General features: G+C 72.0%; 20 protein-coding genes. 8 read left to right on the top strand and 12 right to left on the bottom strand.

Annotated features, from left to right (window positions below):
- Positions 1–29: 29 nt before the first annotated feature.
- Together ubiE and ACFUTX_RS13960 are read right to left on the bottom strand one after the other, a co-directional pair.
- A complete protein-coding gene (ubiE, locus tag ACFUTX_RS13965) occupies positions 30–761 on the bottom strand; it encodes a bifunctional demethylmenaquinone methyltransferase/2-methoxy-6-polyprenyl-1,4-benzoquinol methylase UbiE (RefSeq protein WP_378865794.1) in 732 nt (243 codons plus the stop codon).
- Between the two features lie 113 nt (positions 762–874).
- Positions 875–1423: a DUF402 domain-containing protein gene (locus ACFUTX_RS13960; RefSeq protein WP_378865791.1), complete on the bottom strand. Its 549-nt coding sequence runs from the start codon at positions 1421–1423 to the stop codon at positions 875–877.
- Between the two features lie 76 nt (positions 1424–1499).
- On the opposite strand from ACFUTX_RS13960, the gene ACFUTX_RS13955 reads away from it, so the two are divergent.
- Positions 1500–2795 (top strand): isochorismate synthase MenF, encoded by a 1296-nt coding sequence (locus ACFUTX_RS13955; RefSeq protein ID WP_378865788.1) that lies wholly within the window; start codon positions 1500–1502, stop codon positions 2793–2795.
- A gap of 30 nt (positions 2796–2825) precedes the next feature.
- Here ACFUTX_RS13955 and ACFUTX_RS13950 read toward each other — a convergent pair whose 3' ends face one another.
- Genes ACFUTX_RS13950 through ACFUTX_RS13940 form a run of 3 tightly spaced genes read right to left on the bottom strand, consistent with a single transcriptional unit; the run spans position 2826 to position 6052 of the window.
- On the bottom strand, positions 2826–3689 hold the full coding sequence (locus ACFUTX_RS13950; protein WP_378865785.1) for a polyphosphate kinase 2 family protein: 864 nt from the start codon (positions 3687–3689) through the stop codon (positions 2826–2828).
- A 54-nt stretch (positions 3690–3743) separates the two neighbouring features.
- Positions 3744–5555 carry a 2-succinyl-5-enolpyruvyl-6-hydroxy-3-cyclohexene-1-carboxylic-acid synthase gene (gene menD / locus ACFUTX_RS13945; protein WP_378865783.1) on the bottom strand — a complete coding sequence of 604 codons (1812 nt, stop codon included), beginning with the start codon at positions 5553–5555 and terminating at the stop codon, positions 3744–3746.
- A gap of 2 nt (positions 5556–5557) precedes the next feature.
- Entirely contained in the window at positions 5558–6052 is a 495-nt protein-coding gene (locus ACFUTX_RS13940) for a PLD nuclease N-terminal domain-containing protein (RefSeq protein WP_378865780.1), read from the bottom strand.
- A 97-nt stretch (positions 6053–6149) separates the two neighbouring features.
- On the opposite strand from ACFUTX_RS13940, the gene ACFUTX_RS13935 reads away from it, so the two are divergent.
- The gene (locus tag ACFUTX_RS13935; RefSeq protein ID WP_378865777.1) at positions 6150–6458 is read left to right on the top strand and encodes a DUF4229 domain-containing protein; all 309 of its coding nucleotides are present in this window, start codon (positions 6150–6152) and stop codon (positions 6456–6458) included.
- Positions 6459–6712: 254 nt separating this feature from the next.
- On the opposite strand, the gene ACFUTX_RS13930 is transcribed toward ACFUTX_RS13935, so the two are convergent.
- Complete coding sequence (locus tag ACFUTX_RS13930) at positions 6713–7693, bottom strand: 1,4-dihydroxy-2-naphthoate polyprenyltransferase (protein WP_378865774.1); 981 nt, start codon at positions 7691–7693, stop codon at positions 6713–6715.
- A 140-nt stretch (positions 7694–7833) separates the two neighbouring features.
- On the opposite strand from ACFUTX_RS13930, the gene ACFUTX_RS13925 reads away from it, so the two are divergent.
- Positions 7834–8220: a VOC family protein gene (locus ACFUTX_RS13925; RefSeq protein WP_378865771.1), complete on the top strand. Its 387-nt coding sequence runs from the start codon at positions 7834–7836 to the stop codon at positions 8218–8220.
- A 72-nt stretch (positions 8221–8292) separates the two neighbouring features.
- Here ACFUTX_RS13925 and ACFUTX_RS13920 read toward each other — a convergent pair whose 3' ends face one another.
- From ACFUTX_RS13920 to ACFUTX_RS13900, 5 genes are all read right to left on the bottom strand, one after another.
- The gene (locus tag ACFUTX_RS13920; RefSeq protein ID WP_378865768.1) at positions 8293–9447 is read right to left on the bottom strand and encodes an AMP-binding protein; all 1155 of its coding nucleotides are present in this window, start codon (positions 9445–9447) and stop codon (positions 8293–8295) included.
- Between the two features lie 88 nt (positions 9448–9535).
- Positions 9536–10444, bottom strand: coding sequence for a 1,4-dihydroxy-2-naphthoyl-CoA synthase (locus tag ACFUTX_RS13915; RefSeq protein ID WP_378865765.1), 909 nt, complete (start codon positions 10442–10444; stop codon positions 9536–9538).
- A 20-nt stretch (positions 10445–10464) separates the two neighbouring features.
- Positions 10465–11265, bottom strand: coding sequence for an LLM class F420-dependent oxidoreductase (locus ACFUTX_RS13910; protein ID WP_378865763.1), 801 nt, complete (start codon positions 11263–11265; stop codon positions 10465–10467).
- A gap of 21 nt (positions 11266–11286) precedes the next feature.
- Entirely contained in the window at positions 11287–12237 is a 951-nt protein-coding gene (locus ACFUTX_RS13905) for a permease prefix domain 1-containing protein (protein WP_378865760.1), read from the bottom strand.
- 1 nt (position 12238) lies between these two features.
- Positions 12239–12574: a PadR family transcriptional regulator gene (locus ACFUTX_RS13900; protein WP_378865757.1), complete on the bottom strand. Its 336-nt coding sequence runs from the start codon at positions 12572–12574 to the stop codon at positions 12239–12241.
- A 135-nt stretch (positions 12575–12709) separates the two neighbouring features.
- On the opposite strand from ACFUTX_RS13900, the gene ACFUTX_RS13895 reads away from it, so the two are divergent.
- The 3 genes from ACFUTX_RS13895 (at position 12710) to ACFUTX_RS13885 (ending at position 16486) form a co-directional block, all read left to right on the top strand.
- Positions 12710–13675, top strand: coding sequence for a TIGR03885 family FMN-dependent LLM class oxidoreductase (locus tag ACFUTX_RS13895; RefSeq protein ID WP_378865754.1), 966 nt, complete (start codon positions 12710–12712; stop codon positions 13673–13675).
- Entirely contained in the window at positions 13672–15333 is a 1662-nt protein-coding gene (locus ACFUTX_RS13890; protein WP_378865751.1) for an alpha-amylase family protein, read from the top strand. The genes ACFUTX_RS13895 and ACFUTX_RS13890 overlap by 4 nt, the downstream gene beginning before the upstream one ends.
- 139 nt (positions 15334–15472) lie before the next feature.
- Complete coding sequence (locus tag ACFUTX_RS13885; RefSeq protein WP_378865749.1) at positions 15473–16486, top strand: o-succinylbenzoate synthase; 1014 nt, start codon at positions 15473–15475, stop codon at positions 16484–16486.
- A gap of 9 nt (positions 16487–16495) precedes the next feature.
- On the opposite strand, the gene ACFUTX_RS13880 is transcribed toward ACFUTX_RS13885, so the two are convergent.
- On the bottom strand, positions 16496–17128 hold the full coding sequence (locus tag ACFUTX_RS13880; protein WP_378865747.1) for a TetR/AcrR family transcriptional regulator: 633 nt from the start codon (positions 17126–17128) through the stop codon (positions 16496–16498).
- 147 nt (positions 17129–17275) lie between these two features.
- Here ACFUTX_RS13880 and ACFUTX_RS13875 point away from each other — a divergent pair, with 147 nt between their 5' ends.
- Together ACFUTX_RS13875 and ACFUTX_RS13870 are read left to right on the top strand one after the other, a co-directional pair.
- Positions 17276–20203, top strand: coding sequence for an MMPL family transporter (locus ACFUTX_RS13875; RefSeq protein WP_378865745.1), 2928 nt, complete (start codon positions 17276–17278; stop codon positions 20201–20203).
- Entirely contained in the window at positions 20200–22194 is a 1995-nt protein-coding gene (locus ACFUTX_RS13870; RefSeq protein WP_378865742.1) for a YhgE/Pip family protein, read from the top strand. The genes ACFUTX_RS13875 and ACFUTX_RS13870 overlap by 4 nt, the downstream gene beginning before the upstream one ends.
- Positions 22195–22261 lie beyond the last annotated feature (67 nt).

Below are 22261 nucleotides of genomic sequence, written 5' to 3'. Positions count from 1 at the left end.
CGACTGCGGGAGCGGACGCCCGGGCCGGGTCAGCGCGGCTTCGTGGCGCGGTGCAGGGCGACGATGCCCAGCGAGAGGTTGCGGTGCGCGACATCCGCCCAGCCGACCTCGCGGATCCACGCCGACAGCGTGCGCTGGTCCGGCCAGTCCCGGATGGACTCGTTCAGGTAGTCGTAGGCTTCGGCGTTCGAGCTGACCGCCTTCGCGACCACCGGCAGCACCCGGTCGTTGTAGAAGCGGTACAGCCCGTTGAACGCCGGCGACGGCGGGTGCGAGAACTCGCAGATCACGAGGCGCCCCCCGGGTCGCGTCACCCGCAGCAGCTCGGCGAGCGCCTGCTTCGGCTCGTTCACGTTGCGCAGGCCGAACGACATCGTCACCGTGTCGAACTCGTCGTCGTCGAACGGCAGGTCGGTCGCGTCGGCCTCGACGAAGGAGAGATTCGGGATGCCTCCGTGCCGGCGCCGCCCCTCGGCGATCATGCCCGGCGAGAAGTCGGCGGCGACGACGGTCGCCCCGCTGCGGGCCAGGGCCACGCTCGAGGCGCCTGTGCCTGCGGCGAGATCGAGGATGCGCTCACCGCGCCGGGGCGCGACCGCGCGCGTCGTGGCCGCACGCCAGAGGCGGTCGTTGCCCATGCTCAGCACGGTGTTGGTGCGGTCGTAGGCGGGCGCCACCTGGTCGAACATGCCGCTCACCCGCGACGGGTCCTTGTGCAGGTCGGCGCGGTTCGGCTCGTGTTCGGAAGGGACGGATGCCACGCCACGAGTCTAGGCGCGGCCAAGGGCCCGGTCGCCCGGCGTCGTGCCCCCGCGGGTGTCGTCCCGCGGCATCCGGGATCCCGCATCTCGCGGGCGAGGTCGACCCCGCCGCGTCAGTCGAGGTCGAGAGCCGCGAGGCGGTCGAGCCACTCGCCCGGCGTGGCATCGTCGAACGGCGCCTCCCCCGCGATGACGCGGCGCTCGAGGTCGACCGCGACCGCCTCGAGCCGATCGACGACGTCGGCCGGGTAGCCGAACGCCACGCGGTGCTCGTCCCATTCGTCGCGGTCGTCGATGTAGACGCCGACGCCCAGCCGGTCGACGACGTCGAGGTCCATGTCGATCCCGACCGGCCCTTCGCCGTTCCAGCGGGCGTCCCACGCGAGGTCGATGTAGGTGCGGGTGCGCTGGGGCGCGGCGTTGCGGGTGAACACCCACTCGCCACCGGGCGGCAGCAGCGTGACATTCGGATGCTGCGGAGCGAACGTGCGCCCCGGCCGCGAGCTGTCCCACCCGGGGAGCTGGCCGAACCAGTCGCCCCAGCGGTCGCTGCCCAGGTAGACGCACTCATGGACCCAGTGGGGCGAGTCGTCCCACTTGCGCCAGCGGAACAGCAGGCGCGTCCCCGGCTCGGGGCGGTCGGAGACGGCGGCGTCGGTCACGCCGCGAGTCTATGCGCGCCCCGGCATGCGCCGGCCCGCGGTCCGGGGTGGGGCGCGGCGACTCTAGGCTGGAGGCGTGACCGACCCGCTCCGCCCGCCGCGCCTGGTGGTCGAGACCCGAGAGGTCGACCCCGACCGCGATCTGCTGGCGTTCGCCGACCCCCGCTCACCGCTGGCATGGCTGCGCCGCGGCGACGGCATCGTCGGCGTCGGATCGGTCGTCGCCGGGTTCGAGTCGGGCGGCACCGCACCCGAGAGCAGCGAGTCCATCCCGTCCGCGGCGGACGCGTGGCGGGCGCTGTCGACGGATGCCGAGATCGACGACCCGGTCGGCCTCCACGGCACCGGGCTCGTCGCCTTCGGCACGCTCGTCTTCGACCGCCGCTCACGGGCCACGAGCCGGCTGATCGTGCCGGGGGCCATCGTCGGCCGGCGCGACGGCCGGGCGTGGATCACGCGGATCCGCGCGGCGGAGGCCGAGGCATCCGTCACCGATCCCGAGCCCGTGCCGTACGGCTCGTACTGGTCCGCGACGCTCGGTCCGGGGGCGCTCGACCCGGCGGCGTACCAGCGCGCGGTGCGCGAGGCCCTCGCGGCCATCGCGGCGGGCGAGGTCGGCAAGGTCGTGCTGGCGCGCGACCTCGTGGGCACCGTCCCCGCCGACGCCGACCTGCGTCGCCTCGTGCGCGCCCTGTCATCCGGGTACCTCGACACGTGGACGTTCGCGGTCGACGGCCTCATCGGCGCGAGCCCCGAGACCCTCGTCACGGTGTCGGAGGGTCAGGCGACCGCGCGTGTGCTGGCCGGCACGATCCCGCGCGGCGCCGACAACGACGACGACGCCGCGGCATCCTTCCACCTCGCGCACAGCGGCAAAGACCTCGACGAGCACCAGTATGCGGTGCAGAGCGTGCTCGACGCGCTCGCGCCGCACACCGCCGACCTCCGCGCCGACGATGAGCCGTTCGCGCTCGAGCTGCCGAACCTGTGGCACCTCGCGACGGACGTCGCCGGGCGGATCGCCGACCACGCATCGGCCCTCGACCTGGTGGCGGCACTGCATCCCACGGCGGCGGTGGCGGGAACGCCGACGGATGCCGCGATCGACGTCATCCGCAGGCTCGAGCCGTTCGACCGCCGCCGCTACGCCGGACCGGTCGGATGGGTCGACGCGAGCGGCGACGGGGAGTGGGCGATCGCGCTGCGGTGCGCCCAGATCGGCCCCGATCCCGCGGGTGGGCTTGCCGGGCAGGGCGACACGCTCCCGGTCGTCGCGCATGCCGGCGCGGGGATCGTCGCGGGGAGCGACCCCGAGACCGAGCTGCTCGAGACGCGCGTCAAGTTCCGGCCGATCGTCGACGCCCTGGCCTGACGCCGCGGATCACGCGCCGTCGCGCAGCATTCAGGTCGCGGCGAGGCGCTTCTTCTCGGCCTCGATGTCGAACGTCGCCGGTGGCCACTGCGGGTCGATCTCTTCGAGCGCTTCGAGAAGGAGGTGCTGCACTGCCAGCCGCGCGTACCACTTGCGATTCGCCGGGACGACGTGCCAGGGCGCGTACTCGGTCGAGGTGCGGTCGAACACCTGCTGGTAGGCGTCCATGTACATCGGCCACAGCTGCCGCTCGTCGACGTCGCCCGGGTTGTACTTCCAGTGCTTGTCGGGCCGCTCGAGCCGCTCGGCCAGGCGCGACTTCTGCTCGTCGGCCGAGATGTGCAGCATCACCTTCACGACCCGGGTTCCGGCATCCGTCACCTGCTTCTCGAACGTGTTGATCGCGCCGTACCGCCGCTCGATCTCGTCGTGCGGGGCGAGTTCGCGCACCCGGCCGATGAGCACGTCCTCATAGTGCGAGCGGTCGAAGACGCCGATGACGCCCCGCTCGGGCAGCCGCTTCGCCACCCGCCACAGGAAGTCGTGGTCGAGCTCTTCGGGGGTCGGCTTCTTGAACGCCGTGATCGACACGCCCTGCGGATCGACCGACCCGACGACGTGCCGCACGATCCCGCCCTTGCCGGCCGAGTCCATCGCCTGCAGCACGAGCAGCACGGCGGCGTCGGTCGCGTCGACCCTGCTCTGCGCGAACAGCCGCTCCTGGTACTCGTCGAGCTGATCGGCGCCGGCCGCGAGATCCTCGGCCGCCTGCGCCTTGTCCTGCTCGTACCCCGGGGTCGCGGACGGGTCGACGTCGGCGAGCGTGAAGCCCTCCCCCACGCGGAGCAGCTCGTCCACGTCGCCGGTCCAGTGCTTCTGGCTCTTCGCAGTCATGTGCCCATCATGCCGTCTCGGGGTCCGCTCACGCCTGCGCCCGCGGACGCCGGGTCAGCGGGTGAGCGGAACCTCGATCAGCTGCCGGCCGCCGACCGGCGCGGTGAGGGCCTGATCGAGCGCGGACCGCGTCGTGACGCGCTGGTACTCCCACCCGTACGCCAGGGCGAGGTGCTCCAGCCGCACGGCGTGGGGCGTGAGCAGCACGCGATCCATGGCCTCCGGCCCGGCCACCTGGGCGACCTCGAGGCCGTCGAAGATGGTGCCGCCGCCGTCGTTGCCGACGATCACCTGCAGCCGCGGCTCCTCCTCGCCGGGCGGCAGCAGCAGCGCCCCGGCATCGTGCAGCAGCGCCAGGTCGCCCAGGAGCAGACGGGTCACACCGGGCCGCCCCCCGGCCTGGCTGGCCAGCGCGATCCCGGTCGCGGTGGCCACGGTGCCGTCGATGCCGGCCAGGCCCCGGTTCGCGTGCACGGGGATCTTCTTGCCGCCCAGCAGGTCGTCGGCGACGCGCACCAGGCGGGACGAGCCGAACACCAGCCGGTCGTGCGGCCAGGTCGCCCGCCACACCGCGTCGACGAGCGCCGCGCGGTCGAGCGGCGCGCGCACGGCCGCGAGCTCGGCCGCGATCGCGCCGAGACGCTCATGCGGAACCGCGGAGGCGAGGCCGTCGGCGTCGGGAGCCGGCGGGGAGAGATCGACGGATGCCTCGCGCGACGCCCGCACCCACGCTCCGAGCCAGTCGCGGTCGGGCTCGCCGACGTCGACCGCGACGGCGTCGACCGCGGTCGTGACGCCGTTCAGGTTGAGCGGTTCGCCCGGACCGCGAAGCGCGATCACCTCGACGGCGGGGTCGGACAGCAGCCGGGCGACTTCGCGGCTGAGGGTCGGATGCCCGAGCACGATCGCGCGCTCGACGCGTCCCCCGAGCTCGGGGTCGCGCAGCAGGGCGCGGTAGCCGTGCACGAGGTTCCGTCCGTACCGGGCGCCGCTGACGATCTCGGCGATGAGCGGCCAGCCGCCGACGTGCGCGAGCTCTTCCGCACCGGGCCCGGCGTCGGCTCCGGCGACCACCACCGTGCGCGGCCCGCGAGCGAGCGGCAGCGGGGCGTCGGCCGGGTCGTCGGGCACGTCGGACTCGCCGATCCCGCCCCCGCCTTGGTAGAGAGCACCGGATGCCTCGTCCTCCGCCGACTCCGCGACGGGCGGTCCGTCGGGGTGGGCCGCGATCGACACCGTCAGCTCGGGCGTCGGCACCCCGAACCAGGCGGGGAGGTCGCCGGCGAGCGGCTCGCGGAAGGGGAGGTTCAGATGCACCGGACCCGCCGAGCGGAGGCCGGCGCCCAACGCCGCAGCAACCGCTTCTTCGGCGACACCGCGCAGCATGAGACTCTGCTCGCCGTCACCCTCGGGGTCGGGCGCCTCGGGAACGGGCAGGTCGGCCTCGAGGCGGACGCTCGGCGCGAACATCCCGGGCTGGCGCGTGGTCTGGTTCGCCCCAACCCCGCGAAGCTCCGGGGGCCGGTCGGCGGTGAGCAGCAGCAGCGGCACCCCGGCATGGTGCGCTTCGAGCGCGGCCGGCAGCAGGTTCGCGACGGCCGTTCCCGACGTGCAGACCACGGCCGCCGGCATCCGGGTCTCCCGACCGATGCCGAGCGCCGTGAAGCCCGCGACCCGCTCGTCGATGCGGACGTGCAGGCGGATGTCGCCCCGGCGTTCGAGCTCGGCGGCGACGAGGGCGAGGGCCTGCGACCGCGAGCCGGGGCTCAGCACGACGTGCTCGACCCCGAGCTCGACGAGCCGGGTGAGCAGTGCGGCGGCGGCGTCGGTCGCGGCGGATGCGAGTCCGCGGCCTTCGTCGACCACGGTCAGCCGACGGCCCCGCGCTGACCGCGTTCGTCGTCGCCCTCGTTGGGACGGACGGGCGGCTCGGCCGGGGTGTCGGGCGAGGCGGCGTTCGGAGTGGTCGCGTTGGGAGTGGTCGCGTTCGGGGCGGCGTCGCCGGCGGCGGCGGGCTGGTCGTGCTGAGCCGTCCACCGCGGGTCGTCGTCTTCGGCGTCGAGCTGTGCGAGCTCTTCTTCGAGCCGGCGGATGCGTTCGTCCTGATCGGTGATCGTGCCGAGCCGGCCGAGGAACTCGGGGTCGTCGTCGGGCGCCCGCCGGGCTGCGATGGCCGACTTGCGCACGCGACCGACCACCAGCCACAGGATGCCGCCCAGCACCGGAATGAGGACCACGATGAACAGCCAGACGGGCTTGCTGACGCCGCGGTGGCGGTTCGGCGGCTGCACCGCGCAGTCGACGATCGTGTAGACCCACAGAGCGATCGCCACCAGGCCGAGAATCAGCAGCAGCCGAGTCATCCTCCCATCCTAGGCGTGCCGCACCCACCGCGGCCCTGTCGTGATCGAACCGTCGCCTGGCCGGGAGCAGCCGCGGGGCCTCGCCTACGATGGAGGGGTGAAAGCTCGCTCCGCCCTGGTGTACACGGTGCTGCGGCTCCTCGCGTTCCTGGTGCCGTTCGGCATCCTGATGCTGTTCCCGATCATGCAGCAGTACTACTGGCTGGCGGCGATCTTCGCCGCCCTCATCGGCCTGAGCCTCTCGATGCTCTTCCTGCGTCGCCCGCTCGACGAGATGACCGCCGGCATGGCCGAACGTCGCGCCCGCGCCCGGTCGCGTGCGACGGTCAGCGACGAAGAGGCCGAAGACGCCGCCGCTGGCGAGGTTGCGCGGGCCGAGGCATCCGACGACCGCACCGCCGACTGACGGCGCGTCGATACCCGGCGGTCGGGGTTCGCGCCGGGCCGGCCGGACGCTCGGGGTTGGGTCTGATCGGGGTGCGAAAGCACCCCGACACGCCGCTCAACCCGGCACGTCGTGCGAACACCACGCCCCAAGACCGCCCGCCGCCCACACGGCGCCCACGCCTCGGGTTCGGGGCGCGAAAACACCTCGACACGCCGCTGATTCCGGCGCGTCGCGGCGAGACCACGCCCCAAACGCGCCGGGCCGGCCGGACCTCAGCCGACGAAGGCCCAGAAGAGGAACGCGCCGTAGGCGACCGACGTGAGCGAAGTCAGCCCGAGGGCGACCACGAGCTCCCTTGGGTCGCGGTACGTCCACACGATGAGGATCGCGGGAAGCGCCGCCAGCAGCACGAGCAGCGTCAGCCACGCGATCGGGTAGAACAGCGCCAGGAAGACGGCGATGCCGAACGGCGCCAGCACGAACAGGGTGAAGAGCCAGCGGGTGGCGGTGCGTCCGATCAGCACGGTGAGGGTGCGCTTGCCGGCGGCGCGGTCCTGGTCGATGTCGCGGAGGTTGTTCGCCAGCAGCACCGCACAGGCCAGCAGACCCGCCGCCACCGCACCGAACCACGCCTCCTGCGGAAGGGCGAAGGCCTGCACCCAGGTCGTCCCGAGCGTCGCGACCAGCCCGAAGAACACGAACACCATCAGTTCGCCCAGGCCGTAGTACCCGTAGGGGCGCTTGCCGCCCGTGTAGAACCAGGCCGCCACGATGCAGACGGCGCCGACGATGAGGAACCACCACTGCTGCGTGCGGATCGTGATCGCGAGCCCGGCGACCGCGGCGATGCCGAAGAACAGCAGCGCCGCCGTCAGCACGGCTCGGGGCGACGCCTTGCGCGAGGCGGTCAGGCGGGCGGGTCCGACACGGTGATCGTCGGTTCCGCGGATGCCGTCGCTGTAGTCGTTCGCGAAGTTGACGCCGATCTGCAGCGACACCGACACGATGAGGCAGAACAGCGCGATCACCCAGTGGAACACATCGGCCACGAGGATCGCGGCGCCCGTCCCGATGAGCACGGGCGTCACGGCGAGCGGAAGCGTGCGCAGCCGGGCGGCTCCGATCCAGTCCTTGGCGGTCGCCGGCTCGACCGCGCGCGGATTGCGGGGCTGGTGCGCCTTCTGCGGGTTGCCGCGCGGGGGCTGCTTCTTGGGACCCGGATGCCTGCGCTTCTTGCTGTGAGTGCCTGCCACGACTCGTCATCCTAGAGCCCCCGCCGATGCGCCACGGCGCGAGGCGCCCGTTCGGGGCACAGCGAGCATGCGACGGACGGCGTGCCCGCGACATCCGCAAGCCCCTGGCGGCCCACGGCGGAGCGGCGCACGATCGACGCATGCTGAGCATCGGAACCACCGTCCTCACCGTCGAAGACATCGACCGTGCCGGCGCCTTCTGGCGAGCGGCCCTCGGCTACGTGAACCGCACCGAGCCGAGCGACGACTGGGTGATCCTCGACCCGCCCGACAAGAAGCACTGGAGCGACCCGGGCGCGAGCCTCGCACTGTCGGTCACCGGGTATCCGCAGCACTATCCGCCGCGGATCCACCTCGACATCTACGCCGACGATCAGCTCGTCGAGGTCGAACGGCTTCTGTCGCTGGGTGCGCGCGAGGTCGACTGGGACGGCTACCCCGACGACGCCGACTGGATCGTGCTCGAAGACACCGAAGGCAACCGCTTCTGCGTCGTCGACACCGCCGTCAAGCCCGAGCACGACTGACCCGGTTCGCGGCGCGTCGACGAGCCCTTCGGTGCCGAACGGCCCGCGCGCCCGGCCGCGGAGCTGCCCACGTCAGTGCAGCGCGACCACCGCGCGGCGGATCGCCTCGCGATCGGGCTTGCCCGAGGGCAGAGTCGCGAGCTCGTCGACGAGCACCAGGCGCGACGGCCGGGCGTGCGCGCCGACCTCGGCCTTGACAGCCGCGCGGGCTTCCTCGAGCTGAACCGCCTCGCTCCGGCGAAGGGCCTCACCCCGTACGGCGACGATGACGGATGCCTCGCCCCACCGCTCGTCAGGAACCCCGACCACCACGGCCGAATCCAGGCCCGGCACGTCCCGCACCACGCGCTCCACCCGGTCGAGCGAGACGTTCACCCCGCCCGACACGATGACGTTGTCGAGGCGGCCCCGCACGCGCAGCACGCCGTCCTCGAACAGCCCGGCGTCGCCGGTGCGGTAAAAGCGGGTGCCGTCGTCCGACCGCGGGAACGCGGCATCCGTCGCCTCCGTATCGCCCAGATAGCCGTCGGCCAGCACCGGGCCCGCCACCTGCACCTCGCCCTTCTCGACGCGCACCGTCACCCCGCGCAGCGGCACCCCGTCGTACACGCACCCGCCCGACGTCTCGGTCGCGCCGTACGTGCGGACGATCGTGGCGCCGGCGCTCTCCGCCCGCTCGAGGACCACGGGAGCAAGCGCCTGGCCGCCGACGAGGATCGCCTGGAAAGACCGCAGCGCCGCTCGGACCGCCGTGTCGTCGTCCGCCGCGTCGAGCAGCTTCGACAGCTGCGCGGGAACGAGGGAGGTGAAGGTGGGGACGCGGATGCCCCGTTCGGTCGACGCCATCGTGAGCGCGGCCGCCGCGAACGCCTGCGGCGTGAACGCACCCGAGACCACGGCCGGCTCACGGTCGGCGACGAGCGAGCGCACCAGCACCTGCATCCCCGCGACGTATGTGGGCGGCAGCGCGAGCAGCCACGCACCCTCGCCGATGCGGTCGGCGGTCGCGAGCGCACTCGAGGTGAGGGCGTCGCGGCTGAGCACCACGCTCTTCGGAACCCCCGTCGAACCCGACGTCGTCACGACCACCGCGGTGCCCGCCCGCACCTCGATCGGGACGTCGCCCACCATGCCGAGGCTGAGCGCCGGGCCGGCGCCGTGCAGGGCCGAGCGGAGGCCGCGCAGGATGTCGCGGGGATCGTCGCCGACCACCGGTTCGAGTCTCATCGTCCGTGCCTCACCGGGTTTCGACGCGCTCGCTCAACCTTGACCCGCCGCGCATCGACGCCGCTGCGCGGCACTGATCCGCGGCGCGTCAAAAGTGCCATGGGTAGGGGGACCAGTCGGGGGCGCGCTTCTCGAGGAACGCGTCGCGCCCCTCGACCGCCTCGTCGGTGCCGTAAGCCAGACGCGTGGCCTCGCCCGCGAACACCTGCTGCCCGACCATCCCGTCGTCGAGGGCGTTGAAGGCGAACTTGAGCATCCGGATCGCGGTCGGCGACTTCGTCAGGATCGTGCGCGCCATCGCGACGGCCTCGCGCTCGAGCTCGACGTGCGGCACCACGCGATTGACGGCGCCCATCTCATACGCGCGCTGGGCCGAGTACTCCTCGGCGAGGAAGAACACCTCCCGCGCGAACTTCTGCCCGATCTGACGCGCGAAGTACGCCGAACCGTAGCCCGCGTCGAACGACCCGACATCGGCATCGGTCTGCTTGAACCGGCCGTGCTCGGCGCTGGCGATCGAGAGGTCGCACACGACGTGCAGCGAGTGGCCGCCACCGGCCGCCCACCCGGGGATCACCGCGATCACGACCTTCGGCATGAACCGGATGAGACGCTGCACCTCGAGGATGTGCAGCCGCCCGGTCGCCGCGGAGGCCGACTCCCCGTCGTCCGCCGAGTACTGGTACCCGTCACGTCCGCGGATGCGCTGGTCGCCGCCCGAGCAGAAGGCCCAGCCGCCGTCTTTCGCGCTGGGGCCGTTGCCGGTGAGCAGCACGACGCCGATCCGCGGGTTCTGGCGCGCCTGGTCGAGGGCCGTGTACAGCTCGTCGACCGTGTGCGGCCGGAAGGCGTTGCGCACCTCGGGCCGGTCGAAGGCGATGCGGGCGATGCGGCCGTCCTTCGACACGTGCGAGGTGATGTCGGTGAGACGGTCGGCGCCGGGCGCCGGCATCCATTCGTCCTCGTCGAACAGCTCCGAGACCATGGGGTTCAGCATAGGCGGGCGGATGCTGCCACTCAGGCGCCGTTCTTGGCGTCGCGCCACCGGAGCCACGACTGCACCAGGTCGTAGTCCCAGTCGGGACCCTGGAACCCGAGGGTGAACAGGCGCACGCCGGCGTCGAACAGTTCGTCGGCGTAGTCCTGCCCGCGCTGGTGCAGCTCGTTGGAGACGATGAGTCCCGAGGTGTCGCGCTGCTCGCGCTCGGCCCAGCGCTCGATGACCTCGATCTTGTGCGCCAGCTCGTCGGGGCGCACGAAGCTGTGCCAGATGTCGGCGTGACGGGCGACCAGGCGGAGGGTCTTCTGCTCGCCCTTGCCGCCGATCATCACCGGGATCTCGCGGGTCGGCGCGGGGTTGAGCTTCTCCCAGCGGGCCTCGATGCGCGCCAGCCCCTCGGCGAGGTCGTCGAGCCGCGATCCGGCGGTGCCGAAGTCGTACCCGTACTCCTCGTAGTCGCGGGCGAACCAGCCCGACCCGGTCGCGAAGATGAAGCGGCCCACGCCGTCCTTCGCAGAGATGTGGTCGATCGTGCGGGCCATGTCGGCCTGAAGGTCGGGGTTGCGGTAGCTGTTGCAGTTGACCAGGGCGCCGAACTCGACGCGCTCGGTCTGCTCTGCCCACGCGGCGAGCATCGTCCACGACTCGAAGTGCAGGCCGTCGGGGTCGCCGTAGAGCGGGAAGAAGTGGTCCCAGTTGAAGAGGATGTCGACACCCATGTCTTCGAGGCGGAAGACGGCGTCGCGGAAGGCGGAGTAGGGGGCGTGCTGCGGCTGAAGCTGCACGCCGAGGCGCACAGGAGTGTCGAAGAGCGGCATGGGCACAAGCCTAGGTGCGGCTCAGCGGCCGCGGCGCACCTTGAGGAAGCCGTCGACGGAGTCCCACACCGCGATGCCGGCGAACACGAACCCGAGCACGGTGGCCACGATCGCACCGACCTCGGCACCGCCCGCCCCGAGGATCGTCGGGAAGTACTCGGGGTTGATGAGCCGTCCGTCCATCAGCAGCCAGATGGCCGGGATAGCGATCGCAGCGTTGAGCACGGCGTTGGCGATCGCCAGACCGAGCGTCCAGCGGCCCAGCGCGTAGACCGCGATCGCGAGTACGGCCTCGAGCGCCATGAGCACGAACAGGGCGAGGATCCACGCCGGCCACAGGTCGGGGTCGAGGAAGGACAGCCCCGGCTCCGTCGGCACGAAGCCGATGAAGAGGTCCCAGAGGATCGCGCCGGCGGCGAGGCCGAGGAACACCAGCGACCCGATCATGTCGCTGATGCGCGCGCCGCGCTGACGCGGTTCGGGCAGCGAGTCGGGCGTCCACGGGCCGGTGACCGGCTCACCGCGGCCCGTGCGCTCGACGACGAAGAAGACCAGCGTCGTCCAGAAGGCCACGTGCACCGTCACGGTGAGGGCGAGCGGCCAGATGGCGCCCATGATCTCGCCGAACGTGGCGCCTCCGAGCACCATCGCGAACGACACCCCGAACACCGCGGACGGGATGACGATCGCCCAGAGGAGCTTGAGCAGGCGCCACCAGTCGAGGTAGTAGCGGGGCCCGATGAGCCACAGCGGCCGCTCGGTGTAGCCGGCGGCGAGCTTGTCGGGGTCGCCGAGCTCGGTGAGCACCTCGCGCTCGGCGGCGTCGCGCGGCTGGCCTTCGGCGACGCGCGCTTCGATCTGGTCGTCGATGGACGCCCGCAGCTCGGCGGCGAGGTCGGTGCGCTGCGACTCCGGCACGGTGCGCATGGCGGCGTCGACGTAGCGGTCGGTGAGGGTGGCGGTGGCGGTCATGTCAGTCCTCCTGAGGAAGGGCGTCGATCGCGGCGGCGATCGCGCGGAAATCGTCGGTGAGTGCGGCCGCGAGACGGGCTCCGGCGGCGCTGGTGCGGTAGAACTTGCGGGGCCGCGCCTCGTCGGTGTTCCACTCGCTCGTGAGATAGCCCTGCTTCTCGAGCCGCCGCAGCAGCGGATACAGGGTGTTGGCGTCGGTCGGGAACCCTCGCGACCCCAGTTCTTCGAGCAGTCCGTACCCGTACCCGGGGTCTTCGAGCAGTCGCAGGCAGGCGAGCACGATGGTGCCACGCCGCAGCTCCTGCAGGTGGGTGTCGAGGACGTCGGTTTCGCTCATGGCTCACACGGTACTGTGCGTCACACACTATAGTCAAGCACACATTGATCTCGCCGAACCATTGGTGTCCGAAGCCTCACGGGCGCCCCCCGCAAGGCCTTGAGTGATCGCCGAGCCCGCGCGGAGACTCGGGGGATGGTTCTCGTCGGCTATCACGCTTCCCATGAGCAGCTGCCGCCCAGCGCGCTGCTCCGCCACGTCGTCGGCGCCGAAGCGGCCGGCTTCGACGCCGCGATGTGCTCCGACCACCTCGCGCCCTGGGGCGTGCGCCAGGGCGAGTCCGGGTTCGCGTGGTCGTGGCTGGGCGCCGCGCTGGCCTCGACCTCGTTCTCGCTCGGGGTCGTCAACGCCCCGGGCCAGCGCTATCACCCGGTCGTGATCGCGCAGGCGATCGCGACGCTCGAGGAGATGTTCCCCGGCCGGTTCTGGGCAGCGCTGGGCAGCGGCGAGGCGATGAACGAGCACGTCACCGGCGACCCCTGGCCCCCGAAGGAGCGCCGCAACGCGCGGCTGGACGAGTGCCTTCAGGTGATCCGGCGCCTGCTCGCGGGTGAACAGGTCTCTCACGACGGAGAGGTGCGGGTGCACCGGGCGCGCGTGTGGTCGCGGCCGCAGACCCCGCCACCGCTGTTCGGCGCGGCCGTCAGCGCCGAGACGGCGCAGTGGCTGGCCGGCCGGGTCGACGGCCTGGCCACCGTCGCGCAGAAGCCCGAGGATCTGCGCCGCGTCGTCGAGGCGTACCGCGGCGCGGGCGGCACGGGACCGTGCACTCTCCAGGTGCACCTGTCACTGGCGGAGACGGATGCCGCGGCCCTGGCGCTCGCGGAGGATCAGTGGCGGAACGGCTTGATCGGTCCGCCCCGCGCGTGGGACTTCGATCAGCCCGAGGACTTCGACGCCGCCGTCGGCGACCCCGACGAGGCTCAGCTGCGCCAGGCGGTGCTCGTCGACGCGGATGCCGCGTCCCTCGCAGAGCGCATCGCCGAGCTCGTCCGCATCGGCTTCGACCGGGTCTACCTCCATCACGTCGGCAAAGACCAGGACGCGTACCTCGCCCGCGCGGAATCGGAGCTGCTCCCGGCGCTGAGGAGCGCACTGTGAAGATCACCGACACGGGCGACCTGTGGTGGAAGACCGCCGTCGTCTACTGCCTCGATGTCGAGACCTACCTCGACGACAACGGCGACGGCGTCGGCGACTTCGCCGGCCTCGGGCGGCGCATCGACTACCTCGCCGACCTCGGCGTCACGTGCTTGTGGCTCATGCCGTTCTACCCGACCGCCGATCGCGACGACGGATACGACGTCACCGACTTCTACGGCGTCGACCCCCGACTGGGCACGCATGGCGATGTCGTCGAGGTGATCCGCACGGCTCGGGACCGCGGCATCCGGGTCATCGTCGATCTCGTGGTGAACCACACCAGCGATCGGCATCCGTGGTTCGTGTCCGCCCGGCGCTCCCCCACCTCGCCGTACCGCGACTTCTACGTCTGGCGCGACGAGCCTCCCGCGAACAACACGAACACGGTGTTCCCCGGCGAGGAAAGCACCCTGTGGGAGTACGACGAGAAGGCCGGTCAGTACTATCTGCACAGCTTCTACACGCACCAGCCCGACCTCAACATCGCGAACCCGGCGGTGCGCGACGAGATCGCGAAGACCATCGGATTCTGGCTGCAGCTGGGCATCTCCGGCTTTCGCGTCGATGCCGTGCCGTTCCTGCTCGAGCTGCCCGAGGGCGCCGACGAGACCGACCCGCACGAGTATCTGCGCGACATCCGCAGGTTCCTGCAGCGCCGCTCGAGAGAGGCGATCCTGCTCGGCGAGGTGAACCTCCCGTACCGCGAGCAGCGGAAGTACTTCGGCGGCGCCACCGGCGACGAGCTCACCATGCAGTTCGACTTCGTCGCGATGCAGGCGATGTACCTGTCGCTCGCGCGCTCCGACCCTCGGCCCCTCGCCAAGGCGCTGCGATCGCGCCCCGCGATCGCGATCGAGTCGCAGTGGGCGAACTTCGTGCGCAACCACGACGAGCTCACTCTCGACAAGCTCACCGACGCCGAGCGCGAAGAGGTGTTCGCCGCGTTCGCGCCCGACGAGAAGCAGCGCGTCTACGGGCGCGGGATCACCCGCCGGGTGCCGCCCATGCTCGACGGCGACCCCCGCCGGATCCGCATGCTCTACAGCCTGCTGTTCTCCCTGCCGGGCACGCCCGTGCTGTTCTACGGCGAGGAGATCGGCATGGGTGAGAACCCTGAGCTGCACGGTCGCATGGCCGTGCGCACGCCGATGCAGTGGCAGGACGACCGCAACGGCGGATTCTCTACCGCGCCGCCGTCGCGTCTTCCCGCGCCCCCGCCGACGGGCGGCTACTCACCGCAGCACGTCAACGCCTCGGATCAGATGAACGACGAGGGATCGCTGTTGCACTTCATCCGGCAGCTCACGGCGCGGTACCGCATCTCTCCCGAGATGGGCTGGGGCGACCTCGACATCCTCCCGCACGACACGCGCAGCGTGCTCGCGCACTCGGTGCGATGCGACGTGGGGCGCATGATCGCGCTGCACAACTTCTCCGCCGAGCCGGCGACGGTGCGTCTCACGATCGACGACGAGCCTGAGGGCGCCGACCTCAGCGACCTGTTCGGCCCGAGTCGCACGCCGATCGGCGTCGACGGTGCGGTCGAGATCGATCTGGCGCCGTACGGATGGACCTGGCAGCGGATCGCCCGGCCCGGCGACGGCCGGATCGGCTGACCCTTCTCTCCCGCCGCCGACCCACCAGTCGCCAAAACACGCCGTCCGCGCGCTCCGGAATCGGCGTGTCTTGGCGACTGAGGGAATGTGCGCCACCCAGCGCGGCGGGGAGGATGCGGGTGCCCGGTGCCGAGGCATGATGGGTGATGTGAGCTCCGCGACGACGCCCGTTCCCCCGCTTGCCGAATTGCTCGCGAGCGCGCGGGTCGTGGCCCTGCCGCTCGCGACGCGCTTCCGGGGCGTCGACGTGCGCGAAGCGCTCGTGTTCGAGGGTCCCGAGGGCTGGACCGAGTTCTCGCCCTTCGCCGAGTACGGCGACGACGAGGCGGCGACGTGGCTCGCCGCCGCGATCGACTTCGGATGGATGCCGCAACCCGGCGCCCTGCGGAACGAGATCCCGGTGAACGCCACGGTGCCGGCGGTGGCCGCGGCATCCGTCCCCGCCGTACTGGCGCGCTTCGACGGGTGCCGCACCGCGAAGGTGAAGGTCGCCGAGCCCGGCCAGCGCCTGTCGGACGACGTGGCCCGCGTCGCGGCGGTGCGGGAGGCGATGGGCCCGGAGGGGCGGATCCGGGTCGACGCGAACGGAGGGTGGAACGTCGACGAGGCCGAGCGCGCGCTCCACGCCCTCGCCGAGTACGACCTCGAGTACGCCGAGCAGCCCTGCGCGACCGTCGACGAGCTGGCCGAGCTGCGCCGCCGCGTGAAGTACATGGGCATCCCGATCGCCGCCGACGAGAGCGTGCGGAAGGCGTCCGACCCGGTCGCGGTCGCCCGGGCCGGCGCGGCTGACCTCATCGTGGTGAAGGTGCAGCCCTTGGGCGGCGTGCGGCGAGCGCTCGACATCGTCGCCGAGGCCGGTCTGCCCGCGGTCGTGTCGAGCGCACTCGATACGTCAGTGGGCCTGTCGATGGGGGTGGCCCTCGCGGCCGCGCTGCCCGAGCTCGACCTGGACTGCGGGCTGGGCACGGCGTCGCTCTTCACCGCCGACGTCACCTCGCCCGCGCTGGTGCCGAGCGGCGGTGTGCTGCCGGTGGGTCGGCTCACGCCCGATGCGGCGCTGCTCGCCCGGCACGAGGCATCCGCCGACCGCCGCCACTGGTGGCTCGATCGCCTCGCGCGCTGCCACGCGCTGCTCGCCCGCGGCGAGTGAAGCCGCAGGCTACCGGGTCTCGATGAGCAGCTGCGCGACCCGCGCGAGCTCTTCGTTGGTGCGGCGGCGCATCTCGGCGTGGTCGACTCCGGCCATCGCGGAGCGCACGGCGGCACCCTCCCAGACGGTGAGCATCACGCGCGCCGCCTCCTCGGCCGGGAGCCGGAAGCGCAGCACCTGCGACCGTCCGATGTCGTCGATGATCTGCGCGACGCTGCGGCGCATCTCGTCGTCCTGTGCGAGGTAGGCGGTCGCGAGCTCGGGGTTGCGGAGCGCGTGGATGCGGATCTCGGCCATCAGCAGCACGCCCAGGCGGTCGTCGGCCGACAGATCGAGCACCTGCTGGACGATCTCGAACACGTTCGCGGGGGCCACGCAGGCCCCGTCGCGCTCGAGCGATCCGACGCGCTCGCGCACGACGGCGACCCGGTCGCGCGCGACGTTCGCGGCCAGCTCGAGGAACAGCTCGTCCTTGGTCTCGAAGTTCGAGTAGAAGGCGCCGCGGGTGAAGCCGGCGCGCTCGCAGATGGCTTCGACGGATGCCGCGTCCAGCCCGACCTCGGCGAAGACCTGGGCTGCGGCATCCAGCAGCTTCTGACGGGTCGCCTCGCGCCGGCGCGAGGTGGCGGCTACATCGGTCATCCGTCCTCCTCCTCGCTCGGAGTTCGAGCGGCAAAACACACACGTACTACTCAGGTTCGCTGAGCAAACCAGCTCTACGATACACTCATGTATCCGATACAGCGCTGTATCGAACCCGTCTGACAACTACCGGAACGCGGAGGCGCTGTGTCCACTCTGCTCTATGCCCTCGGCCGCTGGTCGTACCGCCACCCGTGGCGTGTTCTGGTCGCTTGGCTGATCCTCCTGGGGCTGGCGGGCGGCGGCGCCGCGGTGTTCATGAAGGGCACCGACAACTCCTTCTCGATCCCCGGCACGGAGGCGCAAGAGGGCATCGAGCTGCTCGACCGCAGCTTCCCGCAGGCCAGCGGCACGAGCGCGCAGCTCGTCATCGTGGCGGCCGACGGGGCGGCGGTGACCGACGACCCCTACGCCGGCGAGATCGACGACACCGTCGCCCGGCTCGAAGACCTCGACGGCGTCATCGCCGTGACCGACCCGTTCAGCGAGATGGTGTCCGGCATGGTGTCGGACGACGAGTCGGCCGCCATCGTGCGGCTGCAGTTCGACGGGCAGGCGACCGACGTGTCGGAAGAGACCGAGACGGCGCTCCTCGAGGTCGCCGATGATCTGCGGGCCGCCCTCCCCGACGGCTCCGAGGTCGCCATGGGCGGCGATCTCTTCTCGACCTCGGTCCCGGCGCTGTCGATCATCGAAGCCGTCGGCGTGCTCATCGCGCTCTTCGTCCTGATCGTCACGTTCCGCTCGTTCGCGGTGGCGTGGTTCCCGCTCATCTCGGCCCTCATCGGGGTGGGCCTCGCGATCGCCCTCATCTTCGTGTCGACCGCGTTCGCCTCGATCTCGTCGACCACCCCGATGCTCGCGATCATGCTCGGTCTCGCGGTCGGCATCGACTACGCCCTGTTCATCGTCGCCCGACATCAGGACCAGGTGCGCGCGGGCGTCGAGCCCGAGGAGTCGGCCGCCCGGGCCACCGGAACCGCCGGCTCCGCCGTCGTGTTCGCCGGCGTGACGGTGCTTATCGCGCTCATCGGCCTGGGCTTCGCCGGCATCCCGTTCCTCACGACCATGGGCATCGCCGCCGCGGTCGCCGTCGCAATCGCCGTCGTCGTCGCCGTGACGCTCACGCCCGCTCTGCTCGGGTTCGCGAAGGAGCGCGTGGCCGGATGGGGCCACGGCCGGGCGCGGCGAGGGATGCCTCTTCCCTCCCGCCGCCGCGGCACGTCGGCGACAGAAGACGCCGAGGCCCTCGCGCGCGCCGCCGCCGCCGACGCGTCGGCCGACGGGGCGCCGCAGCCCACCGCCGCAGCCGCGGCGCACGCGCCGGTGAAGAAGCCCAACCGGTGGGTGATGCTCGTGACGCGGCATCCGATCATCACCACCCTCGCCGTGATCGTGACCCTCGGCGTCATGGCGATCCCTGCGGCGAGCCTCGCGCTGGCCCTCCCCAACGCGGGGCAGCAGCCCGAGACGAGCCAGGCGCGTCAGGCCTATGACCTCACCGCCGAGCACTTCGGCCCCGGATCGAACGGTCCGCTGATCATGACGGGTACCATCGTCACCTCGACCGACCCGCTCGGCCTCATGTCCGACCTGGGCGACGAGATCGCGAAGGTGCCCGGCGTGAAGGAGGTCGCCCTCGCGACGCCCAACGAGACGGCCGACACCGGCCTCGTGCAGATCGTGCCTGAGACGGCGCCCGACGACCCCGCGACCGCCGAACTGGTGCGAGACCTGCGGGCGCTGGCTCCCGAACTCGAGGAGGAGTACGGCGTCGACCTCAAGGTCACGGGGTTCACCGCCGTCGGCATCGACATCTCGGACCGGCTCGGGTCGGCACTGCTGCCCTTCGGCATCTTCGTCGTCGGCCTGTCGCTCGTGCTGCTCATGGTCGTGTTCCGGTCGATCTGGGTGCCGATCAAGGCCGCGCTCGGCTACCTGCTGTCGGTCCTCGCGGCCTTCGGGGTCGTCGCCGCCGTCTTCGAGTGGGGTTGGGGCGCCGACCTCCTGCACGTGACCCGCGAAGGTCCCGTCATCAGCTTCATGCCGATCATCCTCATGGGCGTCCTGTTCGGGCTGGCGATGGACTACGAGGTGTTCCTCGTCAGCCGCATGCGCGAGGACTACGTCCACGCCCGCCGCTCCGCCGCCGGCCACGCCACGCGCAGCGATCGCGACATCGCGGTCGGCGCGGTGCGGTCCGGCTTCACCGCCTCCGCGCGCGTCGTCACCGCCGCCGCGATCATCATGTTCGCGGTCTTCGCCGCCTTCGTGCCCGAGGGCGACTCATCCATCAAGCCGATCGCCCTGGGCCTCGCGGTCGGCATCGCCGTCGACGCGTTCCTCGTGCGCATGACCCTCGTCCCCGCGGTGATGACGCTCCTCGGCGACAAGGCCTGGTGGATGCCGCGCTGGCTCGAGCGCGTGCTGCCCCATTTCGACATCGAAGGCGAAGCGGTCGAACGCGAACTCGCGTATGCCCAGTGGCCCGAGCCGAACACCACGGCGGTCGTCGTGGGCGAGGGCGTCGCCGTGCGCGCCGACGGCGGAGCGGCCGGCGACATCACCCTCTTCGACGGCGCGAGCTTCCGCGTCGAACCGGGCGGCACCCTGATCGTCACCGGAGATCCCCGAGCCGCGCGCGCGTTCGGGCTCATGGTCGCCGGCCGCCTCGCACCGAGCGACGGGCTGCTGCGGGTCGCCGGGCACCTGCTCCCCGGACGGGCCGCGTGGGTGCGGGCACACGTGGGCGTCGCCCTCCTCGCCGACGCGGACGACCGCGTGCGCGAACTGCGCCGTGCCCTCGCGGGCCGCACCGGCCTCGTCGTCATCGACGGCGTCGACACCCTCGAACCCGCCGAGCGCGACCAGGCCGCCGCCCTGCTGCGCGACGCCCAGGCGGCGCTCCGCGCCCGCTCCGACGGCGACACCGGAAGACTCACCGTCGTCGCCACCGCCCAGGCCGACGGGCCCGCGATGGCCCTGCTCTCCGACGCCCGCCGCCCCGACGTGACCTCGGTCGCGCTGCGCGCGGGCGCGGCATCCGCTTCTCCCATGACCGAGGTGAACGCATGACCCTGTCCATCGAACGCGCCCGCACCCGCAGGCCCGTCACCTGGCTGACACTCATCGGGGTGCTGCTGCTGCCCGCCGTCATCGGCGGCATCCTCGTCGCCGCCCTGTACAACCCGACCGAACGGCTCGAGTCGCTCAACGCCGCCATCGTGAACGAAGACGAAGCCGTCACGATCGACGACCAGCTCGTGCCCCTCGGTCGCCAGCTGACGGCCGGACTCGTCGAAGGCTCCGACGACCAGCCGAGCAACCTGACCTGGACGATCTCGAACGCCGACGACGCCGCCGCCGGTCTCGCCGACGGCACCTACGCCGCGGTCGTGACGATCCCCGAGAACTTCTCCGCGGCCGCCACCTCCACCCAGCCCGGCGAGGTGCCCGAGCGCGCCACCATCGAGGTCGAGACCCCGCCCGACAGCCTCATCGTCGACGACGCCATCACCGCCCAGGTGACCTCGGCCGCGGCATCCATCATGGGAGAACAGCTCTCCGAGGTGTACCTCGAGAACGTGTTCCTCGGCTTCACGACCCTCGGCGACCAGCTCGGCGAAGCGGCCACGGGTGCGCAGTCGCTGGCCGACGGCGCGGGACGGGCCGCCGATGGGGCGGCGCAATTGGCCGACGGGATGCCGCAGCTCGCGTCCGGCGCGAGCGGTCTCGCCTCGGGAGCAGGTGAGCTGCAGAGCGGCCTCGGGCAGATCGCCGGCGGCATCAGCGGCGCCGCCGACGGGGCCGAGCAGCTCGCGGCCGGGGTGAATTCCGGAGCCGCGGAGCTGGAGCGGACGGGGATCGTGCCCGACCAGCTGACGCAGGCGGCGACTGGCACGACGGCCGCCGCCGAGGCGGCGCTCACGGCAGCCGACACGACGTTCACGACGCTCCAGACACTCGCTGCGTCGTGCACTCAGTCCGAGGACTTCTGCAAGCAGCTCGGTGCCGCAGCAGCCCAGGCGGGCGCAACCTCGGCGATCCTCGAGGGTACGGGGACCACACAGAACCCCGGGGTGGTCACCCTCGCTGAGGCGACCGCGAGCGGGCTCGATCAGCTCGACCAGGGCGTGACCACCGAGTTCGCCGGGCGTCTCCGCACCATCGGCTCGAGCGCCACCGCCCTGGCGTCCGGCCTCGACCAGCTCGCCGCGGGCGCCACCCAGTCCGCGTCCGGAGCCGGGGAGCTCTCTTCCGGGGCCGGCCAGCTCGCCGACGGGATCTCGCAGGCGGGCGACGGCGCGACCTCGCTGGCCGACGGGGTCGCACAGCTGGCCGACGGCACCACGACGCTCGCGGACGGGCTGGACGAGGCATCCGGGGCCCTTCCGTCGTACACCGACGCGGAGGCGACCAGCCTCGCCGACGTCGTCTCGAACCCCGTCGAGGCCGACGGGCTCGGATCGTCGCTGTTCGGGGCATCCGCGATTCCGCTGCTGTCGACGCTCGCCCTGTGGTTCGGCGGACTCGCGACGTTCATCGCGCTGCAGGCGGTGTCGCGGCGCGCCCTCACCGCCCGGGAGCCGTCCGCGGTGCTCGCGTTGCGCGGGTTCGCCCCGGCCGCGGCCCTCGGCGCGGCGCAGGGCGTGCTGGTCGCGGCGGTCGTGCAGCTGGCCGCGTCGTACGACTGGGGTCAGTGGTGGGCGTTCCTCGGGGTGAGCGTCGTAGCCGGTGTTGCCTTCGCCGCCGTGAACCAGGCCCTGGTCGCGGTCTTCGGAGGCGCTGGCCGGTGGATCTCGGCTCTCATCGGTGTGCTCGCCGTGGCGACCGGTGTCGTGTCGACGGTTCCCGGGGTGCTGTCGCAGATCGCCGGGCTGATGCCGACCTCGCCCGCCTACAACGGCATGCTCGCCGCGCTCACCGAAACCGGAGGCCTCGGCGCGGCCGTCGTCGGCCTGATCGTGTGGACGGTGCTGTCGTTCGTCGCGACGATCCTCGCCGTCGCGCGGCGCCGCACGACGTCGGCCCGGGCCGTCCTGGCCGCGGCCCCGTCGCCCGCCTGACCCGCCCCTCGCCTCGCCGGCGTCGCCCCTCCCGGGCGGCGCCGGCGTCTTCTGTCCGGAAGCGTGT

Origin of the sequence: Microbacterium sp. NPDC057407 (assembly GCF_042803895.1) — a bacterium.
In the GTDB taxonomy this organism is placed as follows: Bacteria; Actinomycetota; Actinomycetes; order Actinomycetales; family Microbacteriaceae; genus Microbacterium.
This window is presented reverse-complemented; position numbering and strand designations above follow the sequence as displayed.